Genomic DNA, 17,866 nt, shown 5'->3' with positions numbered 1-17,866 from the left:
CGTGAAATGGATTACCGCGCGGCGACGGCATCCCCTGGCGGGGTATGTCGTCGTCATCCTCGCGCTAGCCCTGTTCGGGGTGGGATTCGCCGCACTGGCCCCCACCTCGGACGAGGCGCGTGCGCAGACGCTCTCGGCTGAGGTCCCGGACCCCGAGGACGTCGACGTGGCCAACGGCAAGGCCATCTTCGACCAGACCTGTGCGAGCTGCCACAACTACGACGGAAGTGGCATGTACGCGGAGGACGACGAGGGCGACCTCGTGGTCACGAACGGCCCCGACCTCCGCGAGGTCGGTTCCGCCGCGCTCGACTTCCAGGTCAGCACCGGTCGTATGCCGTCGATGGACCCGGACAGCCAGATGCCGCGCAAGCCGATGGCCATCTCCGAGCAGGACCTGGTCGACCTCATCGCGTACTACGACGAGGAGATCAGGACCGACGGCCGGGGCGCCGACATTCCGTTCGACGTGCCCGGTGACGCTCCGCAGGCCGCGGACTTCGAGGACGAGGCGTCCTACGAAGCCGCCCTGGAGGAGTACGAGGGCGAGTACGACGCCTACATCGAGGGCGCCGACGACGTCGACATGGGCATGAAGCTCTACCTGACCAACTGTGCGCACTGCCACAGCTGGTCCGGTGGCGGCGGTGCCCTGACCGACGGCCGCTGGGCCCCCGAGATCCATGACTCGACTCCGCGCGAGATCTACGAGGCCATGGTCAGTGGACCCGGCGCCATGCCGATGTTCAGCGACGGCGTCATCACCCCCGAGGAGAAGCAGGAGCTCATCTCCTATGTGAAGACGCTGCAGGCGGAACCGAACGCCGGCGGCATCTTCGACTTGGAGCGTGTCGGCCAGGTGGCGGAGGGGTTCATCGGGTGGACCGTCGGTCTGTCCCTGATCATCGCCTGCGCGATCTGGATCACCGCGAAGCAGCGTGCCCATGACTGAGAACAACAACAACGACCACAACGAGGCCGGTGCCGACGCCGACGAGCGCGTCGTGGGAACCCCGACGGACAACACCGACGTGGTGTCCGAGTCCTCGGCTCACTCCGAGAGTGAGCACAACGGGCCCTACCTGGCCTCGGAGACGCACAAGCACTCGGAGGAGAAGCAGCGCCGCGGCGAGAAGCTCGCCTCGGTCTGGTTCATCATCGCCTTCATCGGCGGTATCGGGTTCCTGGTCTCCTACTTCCTCTTCCCGCCGAACGCGGCGGGGGAGCCGGCGATCGCGGACCCGCAGATCGGCCAGTACTCGAACATGCTGCTGGGTGGCACGCTCACCCTGGCGATGTTCGGTATCGGTGCCGGTATGACGGTGTGGGCGCGCAACGTGATGCCCCACTACGAGGTGGGCTCGCCCTACGACGACCTTCCCTCCAAGGAGGAGGAGAAGAGCTCCTTCAGCGAGTTCTTCATGAAGAGCGCCGACGAGAGCGGGTTCACCAAGCGTCCGCTGATGCGCCGCACGCTCATCCTGGCCATGCTGCCGTTGGGCCTGGCGCCGGTGGTGCTCCTGCGCGACACCGGGCCCCTGCCCGGTGACCTGATGAAGAAGACCCGGTGGACCGACGGCATGCGCATGTACGTCGAAGGCACCCACCGCTACCTCAGGGCCGAGGACCTGGAGGCCGACCCGTATGGGATGATCTCCGCCCTCCCCGCGCTGGACGACGAGGGCTACCCGCACGGGATCAGCCTCACCGACCAGGCCAAGTCCGTCATCCTGCTCATCAAGATGCCGGAGGACGACTGGAAGGCGGGCATGGACGAGCCCGTCCGTGAGGACAGCGACGAGACCCACCTGAACTGGACCCACCAGGGCATCGTGGCGTACTCGAAGATCTGCACCCACGTGGGTTGCCCGGCGGCGCTGTACGAGCGCACGACGCACAGGATCCTGTGCCCGTGCCACCAGTCCACGTTCGACGCGGCCGACGCCGCCAAGGTCGTCTTCGGCCCGGCCCACCGGCCGCTGCCGCAGCTGCCCATCGGCGTCGACGACGAGGGTTACCTCGTCGCCCGGGGTGATTTCAACGAGCCCACCGGGCCGACGTTCTGGGAATACGCGAAGGACTAGTCGATGAGTAAGACCACGCAAGCACCCAAGGCGCTGCGCGGCGTCGGCAACTTCATCGACGACCGCTTCCACCTGGCGAAGACCGGTGAGAAGAACCTGCGCAAGGTCTTCCCGAACCACTGGTCGTTCATGCTGGGCGAGATCGCGCTGTACTCGTTCATCATTCTGCTCCTGAGCGGCGTGTTCCTCACGCTGTGGTTCAAGCCGAGCATGATGGAGATCGTCTACGACGGCTCCTACGAGCGCCTCCAGGGCGTTCCCATGAGTGAGGCGTTCGCCTCGACCCTGCACATCGACTTCGATGTCCGGGGCGGGTTCCTCATGCGTCAGATCCACCACTGGGCCGCGCTGATCTTCGTGGCCTCACTGGTGGTGCACATGCTCCGTGTGTTCTTCACCGGTGCGTTCCGCAAGCCGCGTGAGATCAACTGGCTCATCGGTGTCGCCATCTTCACCCTGGCCATGGTCGAGGGCCTCTTCGGCTACTCGCTGCCGGACGACCTGCCCTCCGGCATGGGCGTGCGCATCCTCCAGGGCGTGATGCTGGCGCTGCCGCTGGTGGGCTCGTACGTCTCGATGTTCCTGTTCGGCGGGGAGTTCCCCGGCGAGGACATCATCACGCGCCTGTACATGCTGCACGTGCTGCTGATCCCGGCGATCCTGCTGGGCCTCATCGTGGCCCACTTCATGATCCTGTGGCACCAGAAGCACACGCAGTATCCGGGTCAAGGGCGAACGGACAAGAAGGTCGTCGGAACACCCATGTTCCCGGCCTTCGCGGTCAAGGCGGGTGGGTTCTTCTTCTTCACCTTCGCCGTGATCGCCGGTCTGAGCGCGTTCGTTCAGATCAACCCGATCCACCTGTTCGGCCCCTTCACGCCGACGTCCATCACCTCCGGTCTCCAGCCGGACTGGTACATGGGCTTCATGGAGGGTTCGCTGCGCATCTTCCCGAACACCCTGGACTTCACGATCCCGATCGGCGCCGGTTACCCGGTCATGACGGCGGTCCTCGTGCCGGGTCTGGTGGTGCCGGGTCTGATCTTCGGTGCGCTGGGCGCATGGCCCTTCATCGAGCAGTGGATCACCGGTGACAAGCGTGCCCACAACGTCGCCGACCGTCCGCGCAACGCCCCGGTCCGTACCGGTCTGGGCGTCGCCGGCATCGTCTTCTACGGTGTGCTCTGGCTCGCCGGTTCGAACGACATCTTGTCGGAGACCTTCTCGATCGACCTGTACCTGACCACGTACATCTTCCGTGTACTGGCCATCGCCGGTCCGGTCGTGGGTTACGTCGTGACCAAGCGGATCTGTCTGGGACTCCAGCGCCGTGACCGGGAGACCCTGGAACACGGTTACGAGAGCGGCGTCATCCAGCAGCTGCCCAGCGGTGAGTTCATCGAGGTCCACAAGGAGAACTCGGCCGAGACCACCCACGTGCTGGAGAGCAAGCCGGTCATCACCTCCACGGCTCTGGAAGAGCCGGAGACCGATGACAAGGGTGTGGAGAACCCCGCGGCCCGCAAGGGCATGGGACGCCTCCGCCGCGCTCTGGCCCACTGGTACACGAAGGACAACGTCTCCTTCGACGGTGTGGAGGCCCACAGCGGTCACCACCTGCACCATGGGGCCGAGCACCAGGACCACTAGAGTCCCTGGGGCATCACCCCGAAGTGACGACGGACCCGGCCGCCGAGTGCGGCCGGGTCCGTCGTGTTCCCGGCCCGGGGTTCGGTCGCCCCCGGGGCGGCACCGGTCCCGGAGGGCGGTTCCTCCGTGTGAGTCGGGGCGGGTTCCCTGGTCGACGCCGGAGGCCGGCCTGCGGTGGGACGGCACGGCCGGTGCGAGCGACCGCCCTCCCCGACCCCACGGCCGCTCTCCTAAGTAACCCGAACGGACCCCGGGGTGGCCACACCGCCCCCGTGCCCGTGTGCGGCCCTGTGATGGCCGCTGTGGCCTCGGCATGGGGCGGTGCTTATTCGGAGAAGCCGGCCCTCGCCCCGCCGCCCAGTGCGCTCCTGGGCGGGCTATGGGCGCCCCTCGACCTTCCGGAACGCCGAAGGGGGTCGGCGCCCTCACGGGCACCGACCCCCTTCGGCGGAGCAGCGCCGGTGCTAGCCGGCGTAGATGTCGTCGATCTCCTTGCTCCACTGCTTGGAGACCACGTGCCGCTTCACCTTGAGCGAGGCGGTCATCTGGCCGTCCTCCTCGGTGAAGTCGTTCGGCAGGATCCGGAACTTCTTGATGCCCTCGGCCTTGGAGACGGCCTTGTTGGCGTCGTCGATGGCCCCCTGGATCGCCGCGACGAGATCGGCGTCCTCGGTCATCTCGGAGATCTCACCGGTCTTGTTCGTCTGCTCCTTCCAGAGCGCGAAGGACTCGGGGTCGATCGTGATGAGGGCCGCGATGAACTTGCGGTTGTCGCCGACGACCATGCACTGGCTGACCAGGGCGTGCGAGCGGATCCGGTCCTCCAGGACGGCCGGGGCGACGTTCTTGCCGCCCGCGGTCACGATGATCTCCTTCTTGCGACCGGTGATGCTCAGGAAGCCGTCGTCGTCGAGGGAGCCGAGGTCGCCGGTGCGGTAGAAGCCGTCCTCGAAGGCCTCCGCCGTGGCCTTCTCGTTCTTCCAGTACCCGACCATGATGTGGTCGCCCTTGAGCAGGACCTCGCCGTCGTCGGCGATACGGATCGTGGTGCCCGGCAACGGCTGGCCGACACTGCCGATCTTGTTGAAGTCGGGGCTGTTGACCGAGGTCGGGGCGGTGGTCTCGGTGAGTCCGTAGCCCTCGACGATGGTGAGGCCGGCGCCGCGGAAGAAGTGGCCCAGGCGCGAACCCAGGGCGGAGCCGCCCGAGACCGCGTACTTGGCCTCGCCGCCCAGACGGGCCATCAGCTTGCTGTAGACCAGCTTCGCGAACAGTCCGTGCTTGAGCTTGAGGGAGAGCGGCACGTTGCCCGTGCCGAGCGCCTTGCTGTAGGCGATGGCGGTCTCGGCGGCGATGTTGAAGATCTTGCCCTTGCCCTCGCCCTCGGCCTTCTGCTGGGCCTTGGTGAAGACCTTCTCGAACACGCGGGGCACCGCGAGGAGGAAGGTGGGCTTGAAGACGGAGAACTGGTCGATGAGGTCCGGGCCCGTGCTGGGGAAGTGGCCCAACGTGGCCTTGCCTTCGATGACCATGACCTGGACGAAGCGCGCGAAGACGTGGGCCAGGGGGAGGAAGAGCAGGGTGGAGGGGGTGCCACCGTGGCCCTGGATGATCGGCTTGGCCGGGCCCTCCAGCGCCGAGTGGGCGATGAAGAGGAAGTTGCGGTGGGTGAGCCGGCACCCCTTGGGGCGCCCGGTGGTACCGGAGGTGTAGATGAGCGTGGCCAGGTCGTCCGCCTTGACGGCGGTGCGGCGCTTCTCCAGGTCCTCGTCGGTGACGTCCCCACCCGCGGCCCGCAGACCGTCCAGGCCGTCGCCGTCGAACGTCCACACCTGGTTCAGCTCGGGGGTCTGGTCCTTGACCGACGCGATGCGCTCGGCGTGTTCGGCGGTCTCCACGAAGGCGGCCTTGGCGCCGGAGTCGGAGAGGATCCACTGGATCTGCTCGGCCGAGGAGGTCTCGTAGATCGGAACCGTGACGGCGCCGACCGACCAGATGGCGTAGTCGACCACGGTCCATTCGTAGCGGGTGCGCGACATGAGGACGACACGGTCGCCCTGCCCGATGCCCGCGCTGATGAGGCCCTTGGCGTAGCCGACGATGTCGCCGTGCAGCTGCTCGACGGTCACGTCGCGCCACTGGCCGGCCCCGGCCTGCTCCTGACGTCGGGCGGCGACGGCCTTGGGCTCGCCGGCCGCGCGCGCAAAGAGCGTGTCGGTCAGCCGCGCCTCGTCGGAGATCTCAGCCTTCGCGGGAGAGCTGTATTCGCGCACGTGATGCTCCTGGACGTGTACGGGTTTGGTGGATGGGACGTGACGACCGTAACAACAGCGTCCTACTCGTGAGTAGAACAGGTTGCCGTTCGGTATCCAACGGTGATCCGGGCTTGACGTGTGTGCGGTGCGGAACACGCTGTCATCGGGGGTCCGCGACGCACCGTGTCGGACGCGTACGTGGGACCGTCCTCGGTTCCTCGATGAGTGCGCAGGTCGGGCGGGCGCTCAGGGCCGCTTCTCGCGCGGAGCAGAGACTATCGTTTGCCGAGTCTTTTGTGCACATTATGTTACTTATGCGTCTTTTGTGCGGCCAGGATCGCCCGCCGATGACGCTGGGTGAACCCCCGATCCCTCGGTCCCGAACGGCCCCCGGGTCATCCCTGATCACCCCCTGAACCTGCCCTGAGAGACCGGTCCGCATCCCGCTCTTGCGGTTAACGTGTGGCAACGGACGATCAGGAGGCTCTCCACAGATGACCGAGAACAACGGCGGACGGAACGGTTCCCGCGACGGCGGACGCGCCGACAACCCCGACCTCATCGACGACGCCCTGCGCCTGGTCGACTCGCTCCAGCGCAAGCTCCTGGCGGCGGGGGTGCGGCGCGGGGTGGACGCGGTCACCAACCCACAGCCCAAGAACGACGTGTGGGAGGAGGCCATTCGGATGGAGAGCGACCAGCGGCGCCCTCCGCTGGAGGAACTGGCCGACATCGTCCGCAAGAGCGCACCGGAGGTCGCGGGTCACCTCGGGCGCGCCGGGCTCAGCCTGGCCGACGCCCTCGGGCGCACCTGGGGTGTGGTCGAGCGCGAGTGGGACCACGGACGCGCGGAGGCCGAGCGAGCCCGCACCGAGAGAGAGGACCGGGAGCGGGCCGACCGCGAACGGGACGCACACGCGCGCCGCGAGTCCCCGACCGGCGCGCTCACCGGGGACGCGGAGGCCGCGCACCGCGAGGAACAGCGGAGTCGAGGGTAGGGACGCACGGTGTGTGCGGGCTCTCACGAGCCTGGTTTAATCGAACCGTTCACCCCATATGAAAACCCGATGACATGAAGCTCGCTACTTATGTCAGGGTTCGGGCGAAAGTGTGAAGGAGCCGCCCCCATGCTCACCATCGGCGTAGACATCGGTGGAACCAAGGTCGCCGCCGGTGTCGTCGACCGCGACGGGCAGATCCTGGACAGGGTCAAGTACCCGACCCCCGCCAACGACCCCGGTCGGCTCGCGGACACCGTCGCCGAGGCCGTGGAGGAACTGCGCGGTCGTGCCCCGGGCGCCCCGGTCGAGGCCGTCGGCGTGGGAGTGGCCGGCTTCGTCGACGAGGACCGCGCCACGGTCCAGGTCGCCGTCAACCTGGGGCTGCGCGACGAACCCCTCAAGGAACGCGTGCAACAGCGGGTGGCACTCCCCGTGGTCATCGAGAACGACGCCAACGCCGCCGCCTGGGCCGAGGCCCGCTTCGGCGCCGGCCGCGGCAGCGACCACATCGTCTGCGTCACCCTGGGCACCGGCATCGGTGGTGGTCTCGTCCTCGGCGGTGAGCTGCACCGTGGCCGTTTCGGCGTGGCCGCCGAGGTGGGCCACTACCGGATGGTGCCGCACGGTCGCCGCTGCGCCTGCGGCAACCACGGCTGCTGGGAGCAGTACGCCAGCGGGCGCGCACTGGTCGCCGAGGGCCGGGACCTGGCCCGGACCGAGCCCGGGTACGCCGCGCGCATGCTGGAGATCGCGGGCGGCGACCTGGAGCGGATCGGCGGTGAGGCCATCACCCAGGCCGCCATGGAGGGTGACGCCGCCGCCCTGGAGTGCTTCGGCGTCGTGGGGGAGTGGGTCGGAGCGGGGCTGGCCGACCTCGCCGCCATCCTCGACCCCGCCTGCTTCGTCCTGGGCGGGGGCGTCTCCGACGCCGGCGACGTCATCCTCGCCCCGGCCCGGACCTCCTTCGCCCGCCAGGTCTCCGGACGCCCCGGACGCCGTCTGGCCGAGGTGCGCGTGGCCGAGCTCGGTGGCGCCGCCGGCATCGTCGGCGCCGGGGACCTCGCCCGGCACTGAGCGGACACACGACGGGGGCCGGTGCGCGGAACAGTCCGCGCACCGGCCCCCGTCGTGTCACGTCTCAGGCGTCGCCGGTCTCGTCCGGGTCCGCCGCCTTCTTCTCCGCCTTCTTCGCGGCCTTCCTCTCGGCCCGCTCCGCCTTCTCGGCCTCGCGGCGGGTCCTGCGGTCGGCCTTGCGCTCGGCGCGTCGGGTGCGGCGGCGGTCCTTGGCGTCGGCGCTCTCCTCGCGCCGGGACTCCTTGGCCTCCGCCTCCAGCTCGGCCTTGACCGACTGGGCGTAGCGGTCCACGTACTCCTGGCCGGACAGCTCCATCAGCGCGTACATGATCTCGTCGGTGACCGCGCGCAGGACCCGCTGGTCCTTCTCCATCCCGTAGTAGCGGGAGAAGTCGAGCGGCGCACCGAAGACGACCTTGGGTCGCACGCCCAGCTTGGGGATGGTGCGGCCGGGGGGCATGATCTTCTCCAGGTTGATCATGGCCATCGGCACCACCGGGGCCTTCGCCTCCAGCGCCAGACGGGCCACACCGGTGCGGCCGCGGTACAGCTTGCCGTCGGGGGAACGGGTGCCCTCGGGGTAGATGCCCAGCAGGTCGCCCCGCTTGAGCACGCGCAGACCGGTGCGCAGCGCGGCCTCACTGGCCTTGCCGCCGGACCGGTCGATCGGGATCTGCCCGACACCGGTGAAGAACGCCCGGCTGACGAACCCCTTCATGCCGGTGCCGGTGAAGTACTCGGCCTTGGCCAGGAAGGTGATCCGGCGGGGCAGGGGCAGGGGCCCGAAGAAGTGATCGGAGAAGGACAGGTGGTTGCTGACCATGATGGCGGGGCCGCGCCGGGGCACGTTCTCCACACCCTCGGCGCGCGGTTGCCACAACACGGCCAGGACCGGCCCCAGGATCGCTTTGACCACCCAGTAGAACATCGCTTCAGATCACCCCTGCACACGCGGGGAGCACTGGGCAGGGTCTGCCACGTCTCACTGTCCCGCTCGGCCGACATCGAACGCCCCCCGTGGCGACGGAGGAGGTTGACTGTGGCCATCCTCCCACCACGCACCGGTCACCGCCAAAGCGTCCGGACCTCGGACACGGGTGTCCGTCGTGGGAAGGGGCCGCACCGCGGGGCTCAGTCGAGGATACTCATCGGTTCACCTCGACCGGCGGCCGACCCGTTCCGGCGCGGACACGGCACGCGGGAACACTCCCGTCCTCAGCGGGGTTCGGGCTAGGGAACGTTACCGTGCACTCGATGACAAACGCTCGCCCGAGCGACTAGCCTCACGGCTGGGGAACCCATCGTCCCATCCCCCTGCCGCACGACCCCCGGGAGCAGATCAGTGAGACCGAACAACACGCTTCCCCTCATCCCGGGGGCGGACCCTTTCAGCCACGTCGGGTCCCGCACGGGTGTACTGCTCTGTCACGGTTTCACCGGTTCCCCGTACTCGCTGCGCCCCTGGGCCGCGTACCTGGCCGAGGCCGGTCTGACCGTCGAACTGCCCCGTCTGCCCGGTCACGGCACCACGTGGCAGGACATGGCCACCACCGGCACCGACGACTGGTACGCGGCGGTCGAGGAGGTCCTTCTCGACCTCGCCGCGCGTTGTGACGAGGTGTTCGTCATGGGGCTGTCCATGGGAGGCGCCCTCACCCTGCGGCTGGCCCAGGAGCACCCCGACCTCATCGCCGGGGTCGTGCTGGTCAACCCCTCCCTGACGGTGGAGGACCGCCGACTCCCGATCATCGCGCCCATCCGTCACCTGGCCTCGCGCCTGCTGCCCTCCACACCGGGCGTCGGCAGCGACGTCTCCCTGGACGTGCCGGGGGAGGGCGGTTATGACCGGGTCCCCACCGCGGCCGCCGCGACACTCCCCAAACTCTGGCGTGCGGTCCAGCAGGGGATGCCGGGTCTGCGCACGCCGATCCTGGCCTACCGCAGCGCCCAGGACCACGTCGTCGGACCGGAGAGCCTGCGTATCCTCGCCAGAAGAGCGGTCGACGCCCGATTGACGATCCACCTGCTCCACGACAGCTACCACGTGGCGACCCTCGACCACGACGCCGCCACCATCTTCGAGGGCAGTCTCGCCTTCGTCCGAGAGCGCAGTAGAAGCGGGGAAGGAGCCGACCGATGACACAACGTCGGGGCAACGGCCTGCTCGCCGACGCCTATGTTCCGCTGATCCTGCTCGCCCCCTCGCACGCGGACCTCATGCTGGAGGCGCTCCGCCGCAGCGGGATCGCCGCCTACGCCGTCCCCCTGGAGGAGGACGTCCTGGAGCCCACCGGGGGACAGGTCGAGGATCCGCCCACCGACCACCTCTACGTCGACGCCGACGAGCGCGGCGCCGCCGAGCAGGTGCTCGGCTCCGAGCTGCCCGAGGTGACCGGGTCCGACCTGTTGGCCCCGCGCTCCGAGTCGCGCTCGGACGCCGACGACGAGCAGGAGCACGGGCAGGAGTCGGCGTCCGCCAAGGACGCCGGCGAACCCTCGGTGGGCGGCGACCTCCTGGACGTCCCCGCCACGGACCTGGCCGACGGCGCCGACCGTCGCGGCGACAAGGGCGAGGACGAGGTCTGGAACGACCTGGTCGCCCGGTTCTACGACGACGCCGAGCCCCCCGGCGAGCAACGCGGCCGGGTCGCGTGGCCGGACGCGGAGAACCTCGCCGCGCCCGACGAGCGTCAGACCGCGCTCGGGGACATCCTCGCCAACCTGCCCCGCGATCCCGACGAGGACGACGACGAGTCGCGCGAGGAGGACCGTCGCCGGGCCGAGGCCGAGCGCGAGGGCCATTACGAACCCCCGCCGCCCCCGCCGCTGATCCAGGGTGACCGGGTCGGCGTCGCCGCGTGGTTCGGGCTCCTCGGTGTGCCGACGCTGCTGTTCGGCGCCGCCTTCCTGGGCGTCTCCCTGCCGAACTGGATGATGTTGCTGGGCGTCCTGATGTTCCTGGGCAGCTTCGTGGTGCTCATCCTGCGGATGACCGACTCCCGCGCCCCCGGCGACAACGGTCCCGACGACGGGGCGGTGGTCTGAGCCCTGGGCTTCGACGTCCCCCTCTGGCGCGCCTTCGCCCTCTTCCGCGCCGTGGCCCTGGCGTACGCTGTCGTCCTGGTCGTCCAGCACCACCAGTACCTGGACCGCCCCTGGGTCGCGTGGTCGGTCCTGTCGGTGATGGCCGTCTGGACCCTGACCACCCAACGGGTCTACGCCGACCCGGCCCGGCGCACGTCACGCTTCCTGTGCGCCGACCTCCTGGTCACGTTCGGGTGCCTGTTCGCCACCGCCCTGGCCGCCACCCCCTTCTACCTCACGCAGGCCCCGCCCCTGAGCGGCTACTGGTTCGCCGGGGCGGCGTTGTCCGCCGGCGTCATCTGGGGGCGGCGCGGTGCGGCCGTCGTCGCCCTGGCCTACGGGTTCGCCGACCTCACGCTGCGCGTGGTCATGGACGCCGCCATCACCGCCGCCACGGCCCGAGGCGTGGTCCTGTTGCTGCTGGCGGGACTGGCCGTGGGCTACATGGCACGGGTGGCCGGACAGGCCGAGGAACGTTTCACCCAGGCCGTCATCCTCGAGGCGCGCATCCGTGAACGCGAGCAGCTGGCCCGGTCCATCCACGACTCGGTGTTGCAGGTCCTGGCCCTGGTCCGCCGTCGTGGCGACGAGATCGGCGGTGAGGCGGCCGAGCTGGGGCGGATGTCGGGGGAACAGGAGGTCCGACTCCGTTCGCTGATCACCGACGGACTCGACACCGCCGCGCAGGACCGGGACGCACCCCGCGCCACGGCGGGCCCCGTCGACCTCCGCGACCTCCTGCGCCCCCTGGAGTCGGTCCTGGTCACCGTGGCCGCGCCCGCCACCCGCGTCCTGTTGCCCGAGCACACCGCCCGTGAGCTGGCCGCCGCGGTGGCGGCCGCCCTGGACAACGTCGCACGGCACTGCCCGGAGGGCACCCGTGCCTGGGTCCTGGTGGAGGACGAACCCGACGCGGTCGTGGTCACCGTGCGCGACGACGGTCCCGGCATCCCGGCGGAACGGTTGGAGCGGGCGCGCGCCGAGGGGCGTCTGGGGGTCGCTCAGTCCATCCTGGGGCGCGTGCGCGACCTGGGCGGGACCACCGGGGTCCACAGCGACCCGGGTGAGGGCACCGAGCTCGAGATGCGGGTGCCCCGCCGCGGCGACTGAACGGCGCCCGCGCTCCCGAACCACCGCGGGCCCGGCTCACAGGGGCGGGCCGTCGCCGGGACCCTCCTGGTGGGAGAACCGCTCCTCGCTCCAGGGGTCGGCGCGGTTGTGGTACCCGCGTTCCTCCCAGAACCCGCGTCGGTCGCCCACCATGTACTCCACCGAGCGCAGCCACTTCACGCTCTTCCAGCCGTACAGGTGCGGGACCACCAGACGCAGCGGGAACCCGTGTTCGGGGGTGAGGGGCACGCCGTCGCGGTGGGTGGCCAGCAGTACCGCGTCGCCCAGGAAGTCGTCCATCCGCATGTTGGCGCTGTAGCCGTACTCGCCCCAGGCCATCACGTGGGTGGCCTCCGGGGCGGGAGGCGCGAGTCGCACCAGGTCGCTGCTGCGCACCCCGCCCCAGGGCACGTCCGGCACGCTGAAACGCATCACGCAGTGGAAGTCGCGCACCTCCCGGGCGCGGGGAAGCTCCGCGAACTCCTCCCAGTCCCACCGGTAGGTGCCCAGCGACTCCGTCGCCCCGAACACACGGAAGTCCCACCGCTGCGGTCGGAAGGAGGGAACCCGTCCATAGTGCAGTGGCTTGTGCTCACGGCGCACCGCCTGTCCCGGCGGCAGTCCGCTCGGACCGGTCCCCGCGCTCTCCGCCTCCGTCCCGTCGGACACTCCGTTCCCCCTGCAAGGCTCGCTCGTCCGTCGGCGGCCGCCGACGGACCGCGCGCGCTCCCACGCCCGTGTGGGAACCGCCGCTGCGGCCATCCTTTCAGGCGAGGACGAGAGACAGGTCACTCACCCCGGGTGTGCGTGCCCGCCGCGAGCGTGCGCTATAGTCACAGCCATGCAGCGGAACTTTTGGCGCTTTTATGGCTACCGGCCCATCTCCCCGGTCGCCTGTAAAGCCCTGCGCTGACACAGACGACTTCCCAGGAGCCCCGGGCCGGTACAGGCCCGGGGCTTCTTCGTGTTCGTCCCGGACCGGACCGGCCGGGCACCGAGGACCGCGCGGCACAGCCGCCCAACCGACGAACAGGGACAACCCACATGGTCATCGTTATGGCGCCGGACGCCACCGCCGACAACATCGACGCGCTCGTCGAGCTGGTCACCTCCGCCGGGGGTGAGGCGTACGTGACCCGAGGTGTGAGCAGGACGATCATCGGACTCGTCGGCGACGTCGAGCGGTTCCAGGACCTGGGCCTGGCCGCCCGCCCCGGTGTCGGCGACGTCCTGCGCATCTCCGCGCCCTACAAGCTGGTCAGCCGCGAGAACCACGACAGCCGCACCGTCGTCAGCGTCCGGGGCGTACCGATCGGCGGCGAGCACATGACCGTCATCGCCGGCCCGTGCGCGGTCGAGACCCCCGAACAGACCCTCGCGGCGGCCCGCATGGCCGAGGCCGCCGGTGCCGCCCTGCTGCGCGGCGGCGCCTACAAGCCCCGCACCTCCCCGTACGCCTTCCAGGGGCTGGGCGAGCAGGGCCTGAAGATCCTCTCGGACGTGCGGGCCGAGACCGGCATGCCCATCGTCACCGAGGTCGTGGACGCCGCCGACGTCGAACTGGTCGCGTCCTACGCGGACATGCTCCAGGTCGGCACCCGCAACATGCAGAACTTCGCCCTGCTCCAGGCCGTCGGTGACGCGGGCAAGCCCGTCCTGCTCAAGCGCGGCATGAGCGCCACCATCGAGGAGTGGTTGATGGCCGCCGAGTACATCGCCCAGCGCGGCAACCTCGACATCGTCCTGTGCGAGCGCGGCATCCGTACCTTCGAGAAGGCCACCCGCAACACCCTGGACATCAGTGCCGTCCCGGTGGCGCAGAACCTCACCCACCTGCCGGTGATCGTCGACCCGTCCCACTCCGGCGGCAAGCGCGACCTGGTGCTGCCGCTGTCGCGCGCGGCCATCGCCATCGGCGCCGACGGCGTCATCGTGGACGTGCACCCGAACCCCGAGACGGCCCTGTGCGACGGCCCCCAGGCACTGGTCGAGGAGGACCTGGCCGCGTTGCGCGACCTGGCCGGCACCCTGGCCACCCTGAGTGGACGCACCCTCACCCCGGCCCCGGGTCGGGAACTCGCCGCCCTGTAACCGGCGGGAAGGCCCCAACGACGACGGAGCGGCGCCCCGGCCGGGGCGCCGCTCCGTTCTCGGATCGTGGGTCAGACGACGGGCACGGCGGTGGCCGCGGCCGGGACGACGCCCTTCGTGGGGGTCGCCTCACCCAGGAAGCTGGGCTTGTGCACCTGGGCCGTGGTGACCAGGTGCTCGGCCAGCTCCTCGGCGTCCAGACGCTTCTCGATCTGGCGCAGATCGCCGATCTTGGCGGCGGTCTCCACCTGACGCGGGGTCAGCATGGTGCAGCAGTCCTCGTCGGGCAGTTCGGAGATCGCCAGCGTCCCGATCCGGCGGGCCTGGTCCATGATCTCGGTCTTGTCCATGCCGATGAGGGGGCGCAGGATCGGCAGGTCGACCGCGTCGTCCAGGGCGGTGAGGTTGGCCATCGTCTGGCTGGAGACCTGCCCGAGGGCGTCCCCGGTGATCAGGCACTCCGCGCCCAGGTCGTCGGCGAGCGCCTCGGCGGTCTTGAGCATGAGCCGGCGCTGGGCGACGATCTGGAGTCGCTCGATACCGGAGCTCTTCAGCTGCTGCTGGGCCTTGCCGAAGGGCACGACGAACAGGCGCGACCCCACCTGGTAACGGTCGATCTGCCGGACCAGGCTGTAGGCCTTGTAGATCGACTCGGGGCCGGTGAAGGGCATCCCCGAGAAGTGCAGAAAGTCGACCTTCAGACCGCGCCGGATCATCCGGTGGGCGGCCACGGGCGAGTCGATGCCACCCGACATCAGCACCAGGCCGCGTCCGCTCATGCCGGCCGGCAGCCCGCCCTGACCGGGGACCCCGTCGGTGAAGACGAACGCCTCGTCCTTGTCGATCTCGACGTGGAGGGTGTTGTCGGGACGCTTGAGGTTCACCTTGTAGCCGTGCGCCTCGATGATCTTGGAGCCGAGGTACCCGGCCAGCTCGCCCGAGTTCATCTCGAAGCGCTTGTCGCGACGGCGGGCGCGCACCGCGAAGGTGCCCTCGCGGTCGGCCAGGGAGCGCACGGACACGTCCACGATGGCGTCGAGGTCCTTGCGGACGCGACGCACCAGGTGCACCCAGACCACGCCCATGACGTTGGCCATGCGGTCGGCGATCTCGGCGACCTCCAGGTCCGAGGCGTCGGGCTTGCGCACGATGATCACGCCGGCGCCGCGCTGGGAGAGCCTGACGTCGCCGATGTCACGGACCGAGGAGCGGATGTTGTTGTGCAGGCGACGCTCGAACAACTTGCGGTTGGAGCCCTTGAGAACGATCTCGCCGAGCTTCATCAACACGCAGAGCTCGCCGAGCCCGGCGTCGGCTCCGGCCTCGGTTGCGGGGAGCTGCGCGGACTCCAGCGACGCGGACATGCTGCTTACCTCCGGAAAAGACGGTGCTTCGTGCCCGGTGAGAGGGGGAGGGGCGTGCTGCGGCGGGACCGGGCGCGTCCACCGCTTCCTTCCAGTATCGAACAATCCCGGGAGCGCTCGGTACATTCCCGTCCGCACCCCGTCCGGGATGAGGCACGCGCCACCCCGCCCCGGACGCGCGAACGGCCCCTCCCGGTGGGGAGAGGCCGTGATGGGGGTCGCGAGGGCTCCTTCGGTCAGCCGAAGAAGACCTCGGCCTCCTCGTAGCGCTCGGCCGGAACCGTCTTGAGGGTGTCGGTGGCCTCGGCCAGGTCGACCCGGACGATGTCGGTGCCCTGCAACCCGACCATCTTGCCGAAGGTCTCGTCGTGCACGGCGTCGATGGCGTTCACGCCCAGGCGGGTGGCGAGCACCCGGTCGAAGGCGGTGGGGGTGCCGCCGCGCTGGACGTGACCCAGCACGACCGAGCGGGCCTCCTTGCCGGTGCGCTTCTCGATCTCGTCGGCCAGGGTCTGGCCGATGCCGCCCAGGCGCACGTGCCCGAAGGAGTCGGTCTCCCCGGTGGCCAACTCCATCTGGCCCTCCTTGGGGTGAGCACCCTCGGCGACCACGATGATGGGGGCGTACTGGGTCTCGAAGCGGCTCTCGACGTGCTTGACGACCTCGTGGATGTCGAAGGGCCGCTCGGGGATGAGGATGACGTTGGCGCCCGCGGCCATGCCCGAGTGCAGCGCGATCCAACCGGCGTGTCGGCCCATGACCTCCACGACCAGGGCGCGGTGGTGGGACTCGGCGGTGGTGTGCAGCCGGTCGATCGCCTCCATGGCGATGTTGACCGCGGTGTCGAACCCGAACGTGTAGTCCGTGGCGTTGAGGTCGTTGTCGATGGTCTTGGGCACGCCCACGACGTTGACGCCGCGGTCGTGCAGCTGACGGGCCACCCCGAGGGTGTCCTCGCCGCCGATGGCGATCAGGGCGTCCACGCCCAGGCCGGCCATGTTGTCCTTGACCCGCTCGACGCCGCCCTCGATCTTCATGAGGTTGGTCCGGGAGGAACCGAGGATGGTCCCGCCGCGCGGCAGGATGCCGCGCACGGCGCTGATGTCCAGCGGCATGGTGTCGCCCTCCAGGGGCCCGCGCCAGCCGTCCCGGAAACCGATGAACTCGTAGCCGTAGTCCTTGATGCCCTTACGGACCACGGCGCGGATCACCGCGTTCAGACCCGGGCAGTCTCCGCCACCGGTCAGCACCCCGACTCGCATACGACTTCTCCTCGACGTTCGATGTGTTCACGGTGCTGGGCACCGTATGGTCTAGACCATAGTGGGCGCGGGGATCCCGGGCCAACCCCGCGCGGGAAAGGACTTCCGAAACCCACACCCCACCAGGTGACGGGGGCGTCCGAAAGTGCCGGACGGCCCGATCGCGGGGCCCGAACGGTCCCCGCTCAGCCGTCCAGACCCTGATCGATGGCGTAGCGCACCAGTTCCACGCGGTTGTGCAGCTGGAGTTTGGTGAGGGTGTTCTGCACGTGGTTCTGCACGGTGCGGTGCGAGATGTCGAGACGCCGCGCGATCTGCTTGTACGCCAGCCCCTTGGCCACCAACCGCAGCACCTCGGTCTCACGGGGGGTGAGTCGCGGCGCCGTTTCGGTCCCCTCCCGGGCCCGGTCGTCCTCGGTCGACAACCGACGGTACTCCCCGAGGACCAGACCGGCCAGTCCGGGAGTGTAGACCGCCTCCCCGGCGTGGACCCGGCGGACCGCGTCCAGCAGTTCCTCGCGCCCGGCGGACTTGACGAGGTAGCCGGTGGCGCCGGCCTTGACCGCCGCCAGGACGTCCTCGCTCTCCCCACTGGCCGACAGCACCAGGACGCGTGGCGGATCGGGCAGGGCCACGAGGGCGGCGGTGAGCTCCACCCCGGTGGTGTCGGGCAGGTGCAGGTCCACCACGGCCAGGGTGGGGCGGGCCGCGGGCGCGATGCGCAGCGCCTTGGCGCCGTCGCCGGCGGTCCCCACCACCGTCACCCCGGCCTCACCGAGGTCGCGGGCGACCGCGTCGAGCCACATGGGGTGGTCGTCCACCACCAGTACCCGGATGTTCTCGCCGTCCATGCCGCCGAGCGTAGCGGTGGCGGCCGGGGCGGGACCAGGG

15 protein-coding genes are annotated in these 17,866 nt (G+C 69.7%); 9 read left to right on the top strand and 6 right to left on the bottom strand.

The window, feature by feature from the left end; translation table 11 throughout:
- The first annotated feature begins 79 nt into the window (after window positions 1-79).
- From DSY14_RS11900 to DSY14_RS11890, 3 genes are read left to right on the top strand one after another with little or no spacing between them, the layout of a single operon-like run.
- Window positions 80-952, top strand: a complete 873-nt coding sequence (locus DSY14_RS11900; RefSeq protein ID WP_307851197.1) for a c-type cytochrome — start codon at window positions 80-82, stop codon at window positions 950-952.
- Window positions 945-2,084: a ubiquinol-cytochrome c reductase iron-sulfur subunit gene (locus tag DSY14_RS11895; protein WP_211716575.1), complete on the top strand. Its 1,140-nt coding sequence runs from the start codon at window positions 945-947 to the stop codon at window positions 2,082-2,084. The genes DSY14_RS11900 and DSY14_RS11895 overlap by 8 nt, the downstream gene beginning before the upstream one ends.
- A 3-nt stretch (window positions 2,085-2,087) precedes the next feature.
- On the top strand, window positions 2,088-3,734 hold the full coding sequence (locus DSY14_RS11890) for a cytochrome bc complex cytochrome b subunit (protein WP_211716574.1): 1,647 nt from the start codon (window positions 2,088-2,090) through the stop codon (window positions 3,732-3,734).
- Window positions 3,735-4,198: 464 nt separating this feature from the next.
- Here the strand turns inward: DSY14_RS11890 and DSY14_RS11885 are convergent, their stop codons facing one another.
- Window positions 4,199-6,007 (bottom strand): long-chain fatty acid--CoA ligase, encoded by a 1,809-nt coding sequence (locus DSY14_RS11885; protein ID WP_211716573.1) that lies wholly within the window; start codon window positions 6,005-6,007, stop codon window positions 4,199-4,201.
- Window positions 6,008-6,483: 476 nt separating this feature from the next.
- Between DSY14_RS11885 and DSY14_RS11880 the strand changes: the two genes are divergently transcribed.
- Complete coding sequence (locus DSY14_RS11880; protein ID WP_211716572.1) at window positions 6,484-6,987, top strand: hypothetical protein; 504 nt, start codon at window positions 6,484-6,486, stop codon at window positions 6,985-6,987.
- A 129-nt stretch (window positions 6,988-7,116) separates the two neighbouring features.
- Window positions 7,117-8,064, top strand: a complete 948-nt coding sequence (locus tag DSY14_RS11875) for an ROK family glucokinase (RefSeq protein ID WP_211716571.1) — start codon at window positions 7,117-7,119, stop codon at window positions 8,062-8,064.
- A 64-nt stretch (window positions 8,065-8,128) separates the two neighbouring features.
- Here DSY14_RS11875 and DSY14_RS11870 read toward each other — a convergent pair whose 3' ends face one another.
- On the bottom strand, window positions 8,129-8,992 hold the full coding sequence (locus DSY14_RS11870) for a 1-acyl-sn-glycerol-3-phosphate acyltransferase (protein WP_211716570.1): 864 nt from the start codon (window positions 8,990-8,992) through the stop codon (window positions 8,129-8,131).
- Between the two features lie 414 nt (window positions 8,993-9,406).
- Between DSY14_RS11870 and DSY14_RS11865 the strand changes: the two genes are divergently transcribed.
- The 3 genes from DSY14_RS11865 to macS are packed head-to-tail and all read left to right on the top strand — an operon-like array spanning window position 9,407 to window position 12,258.
- Entirely contained in the window at window positions 9,407-10,204 is a 798-nt protein-coding gene (locus DSY14_RS11865) for a carboxylesterase (RefSeq protein ID WP_211716569.1), read from the top strand.
- Entirely contained in the window at window positions 10,201-11,109 is a 909-nt protein-coding gene (locus DSY14_RS11860) for a hypothetical protein (RefSeq protein WP_211716568.1), read from the top strand. The genes DSY14_RS11865 and DSY14_RS11860 overlap by 4 nt, the downstream gene beginning before the upstream one ends.
- A 51-nt stretch (window positions 11,110-11,160) precedes the next feature.
- A complete protein-coding gene (gene macS / locus DSY14_RS11855; protein ID WP_211716567.1) occupies window positions 11,161-12,258 on the top strand; it encodes a MacS family sensor histidine kinase in 1,098 nt (365 codons plus the stop codon).
- Window positions 12,259-12,294: 36 nt separating this feature from the next.
- Here the strand turns inward: macS and DSY14_RS11850 are convergent, their stop codons facing one another.
- Window positions 12,295-12,927 (bottom strand): molybdopterin-dependent oxidoreductase, encoded by a 633-nt coding sequence (locus tag DSY14_RS11850; RefSeq protein WP_307851194.1) that lies wholly within the window; start codon window positions 12,925-12,927, stop codon window positions 12,295-12,297.
- A 375-nt stretch (window positions 12,928-13,302) separates the two neighbouring features.
- Here DSY14_RS11850 and aroF point away from each other — a divergent pair, with 375 nt between their 5' ends.
- Entirely contained in the window at window positions 13,303-14,349 is a 1,047-nt protein-coding gene (gene aroF, locus DSY14_RS11845) for a 3-deoxy-7-phosphoheptulonate synthase (protein ID WP_211716565.1), read from the top strand.
- A 71-nt stretch (window positions 14,350-14,420) separates the two neighbouring features.
- Here aroF and thiI read toward each other — a convergent pair whose 3' ends face one another.
- From thiI to DSY14_RS11830, 3 genes are all read right to left on the bottom strand, one after another.
- Window positions 14,421-15,713, bottom strand: coding sequence for a tRNA uracil 4-sulfurtransferase ThiI (thiI, locus tag DSY14_RS11840; RefSeq protein ID WP_211716564.1), 1,293 nt, complete (start codon window positions 15,711-15,713; stop codon window positions 14,421-14,423).
- Window positions 15,714-15,949: 236 nt separating this feature from the next.
- A complete protein-coding gene (locus tag DSY14_RS11835; protein ID WP_211716563.1) occupies window positions 15,950-16,975 on the bottom strand; it encodes a 6-phosphofructokinase in 1,026 nt (341 codons plus the stop codon).
- 185 nt (window positions 16,976-17,160) lie between these two features.
- A complete protein-coding gene (locus DSY14_RS11830; protein WP_211716590.1) occupies window positions 17,161-17,826 on the bottom strand; it encodes a response regulator transcription factor in 666 nt (221 codons plus the stop codon).
- Between the last annotated feature and the right edge of the window lie 40 nt (window positions 17,827-17,866).

The sequence above is a fragment of the Nocardiopsis sp. MG754419 genome (genome assembly GCF_018207095.1).
GTDB lineage: Bacteria > Actinomycetota > Actinomycetes > Streptosporangiales > Streptosporangiaceae > Nocardiopsis.
This window is presented reverse-complemented; position numbering and strand designations above follow the sequence as displayed.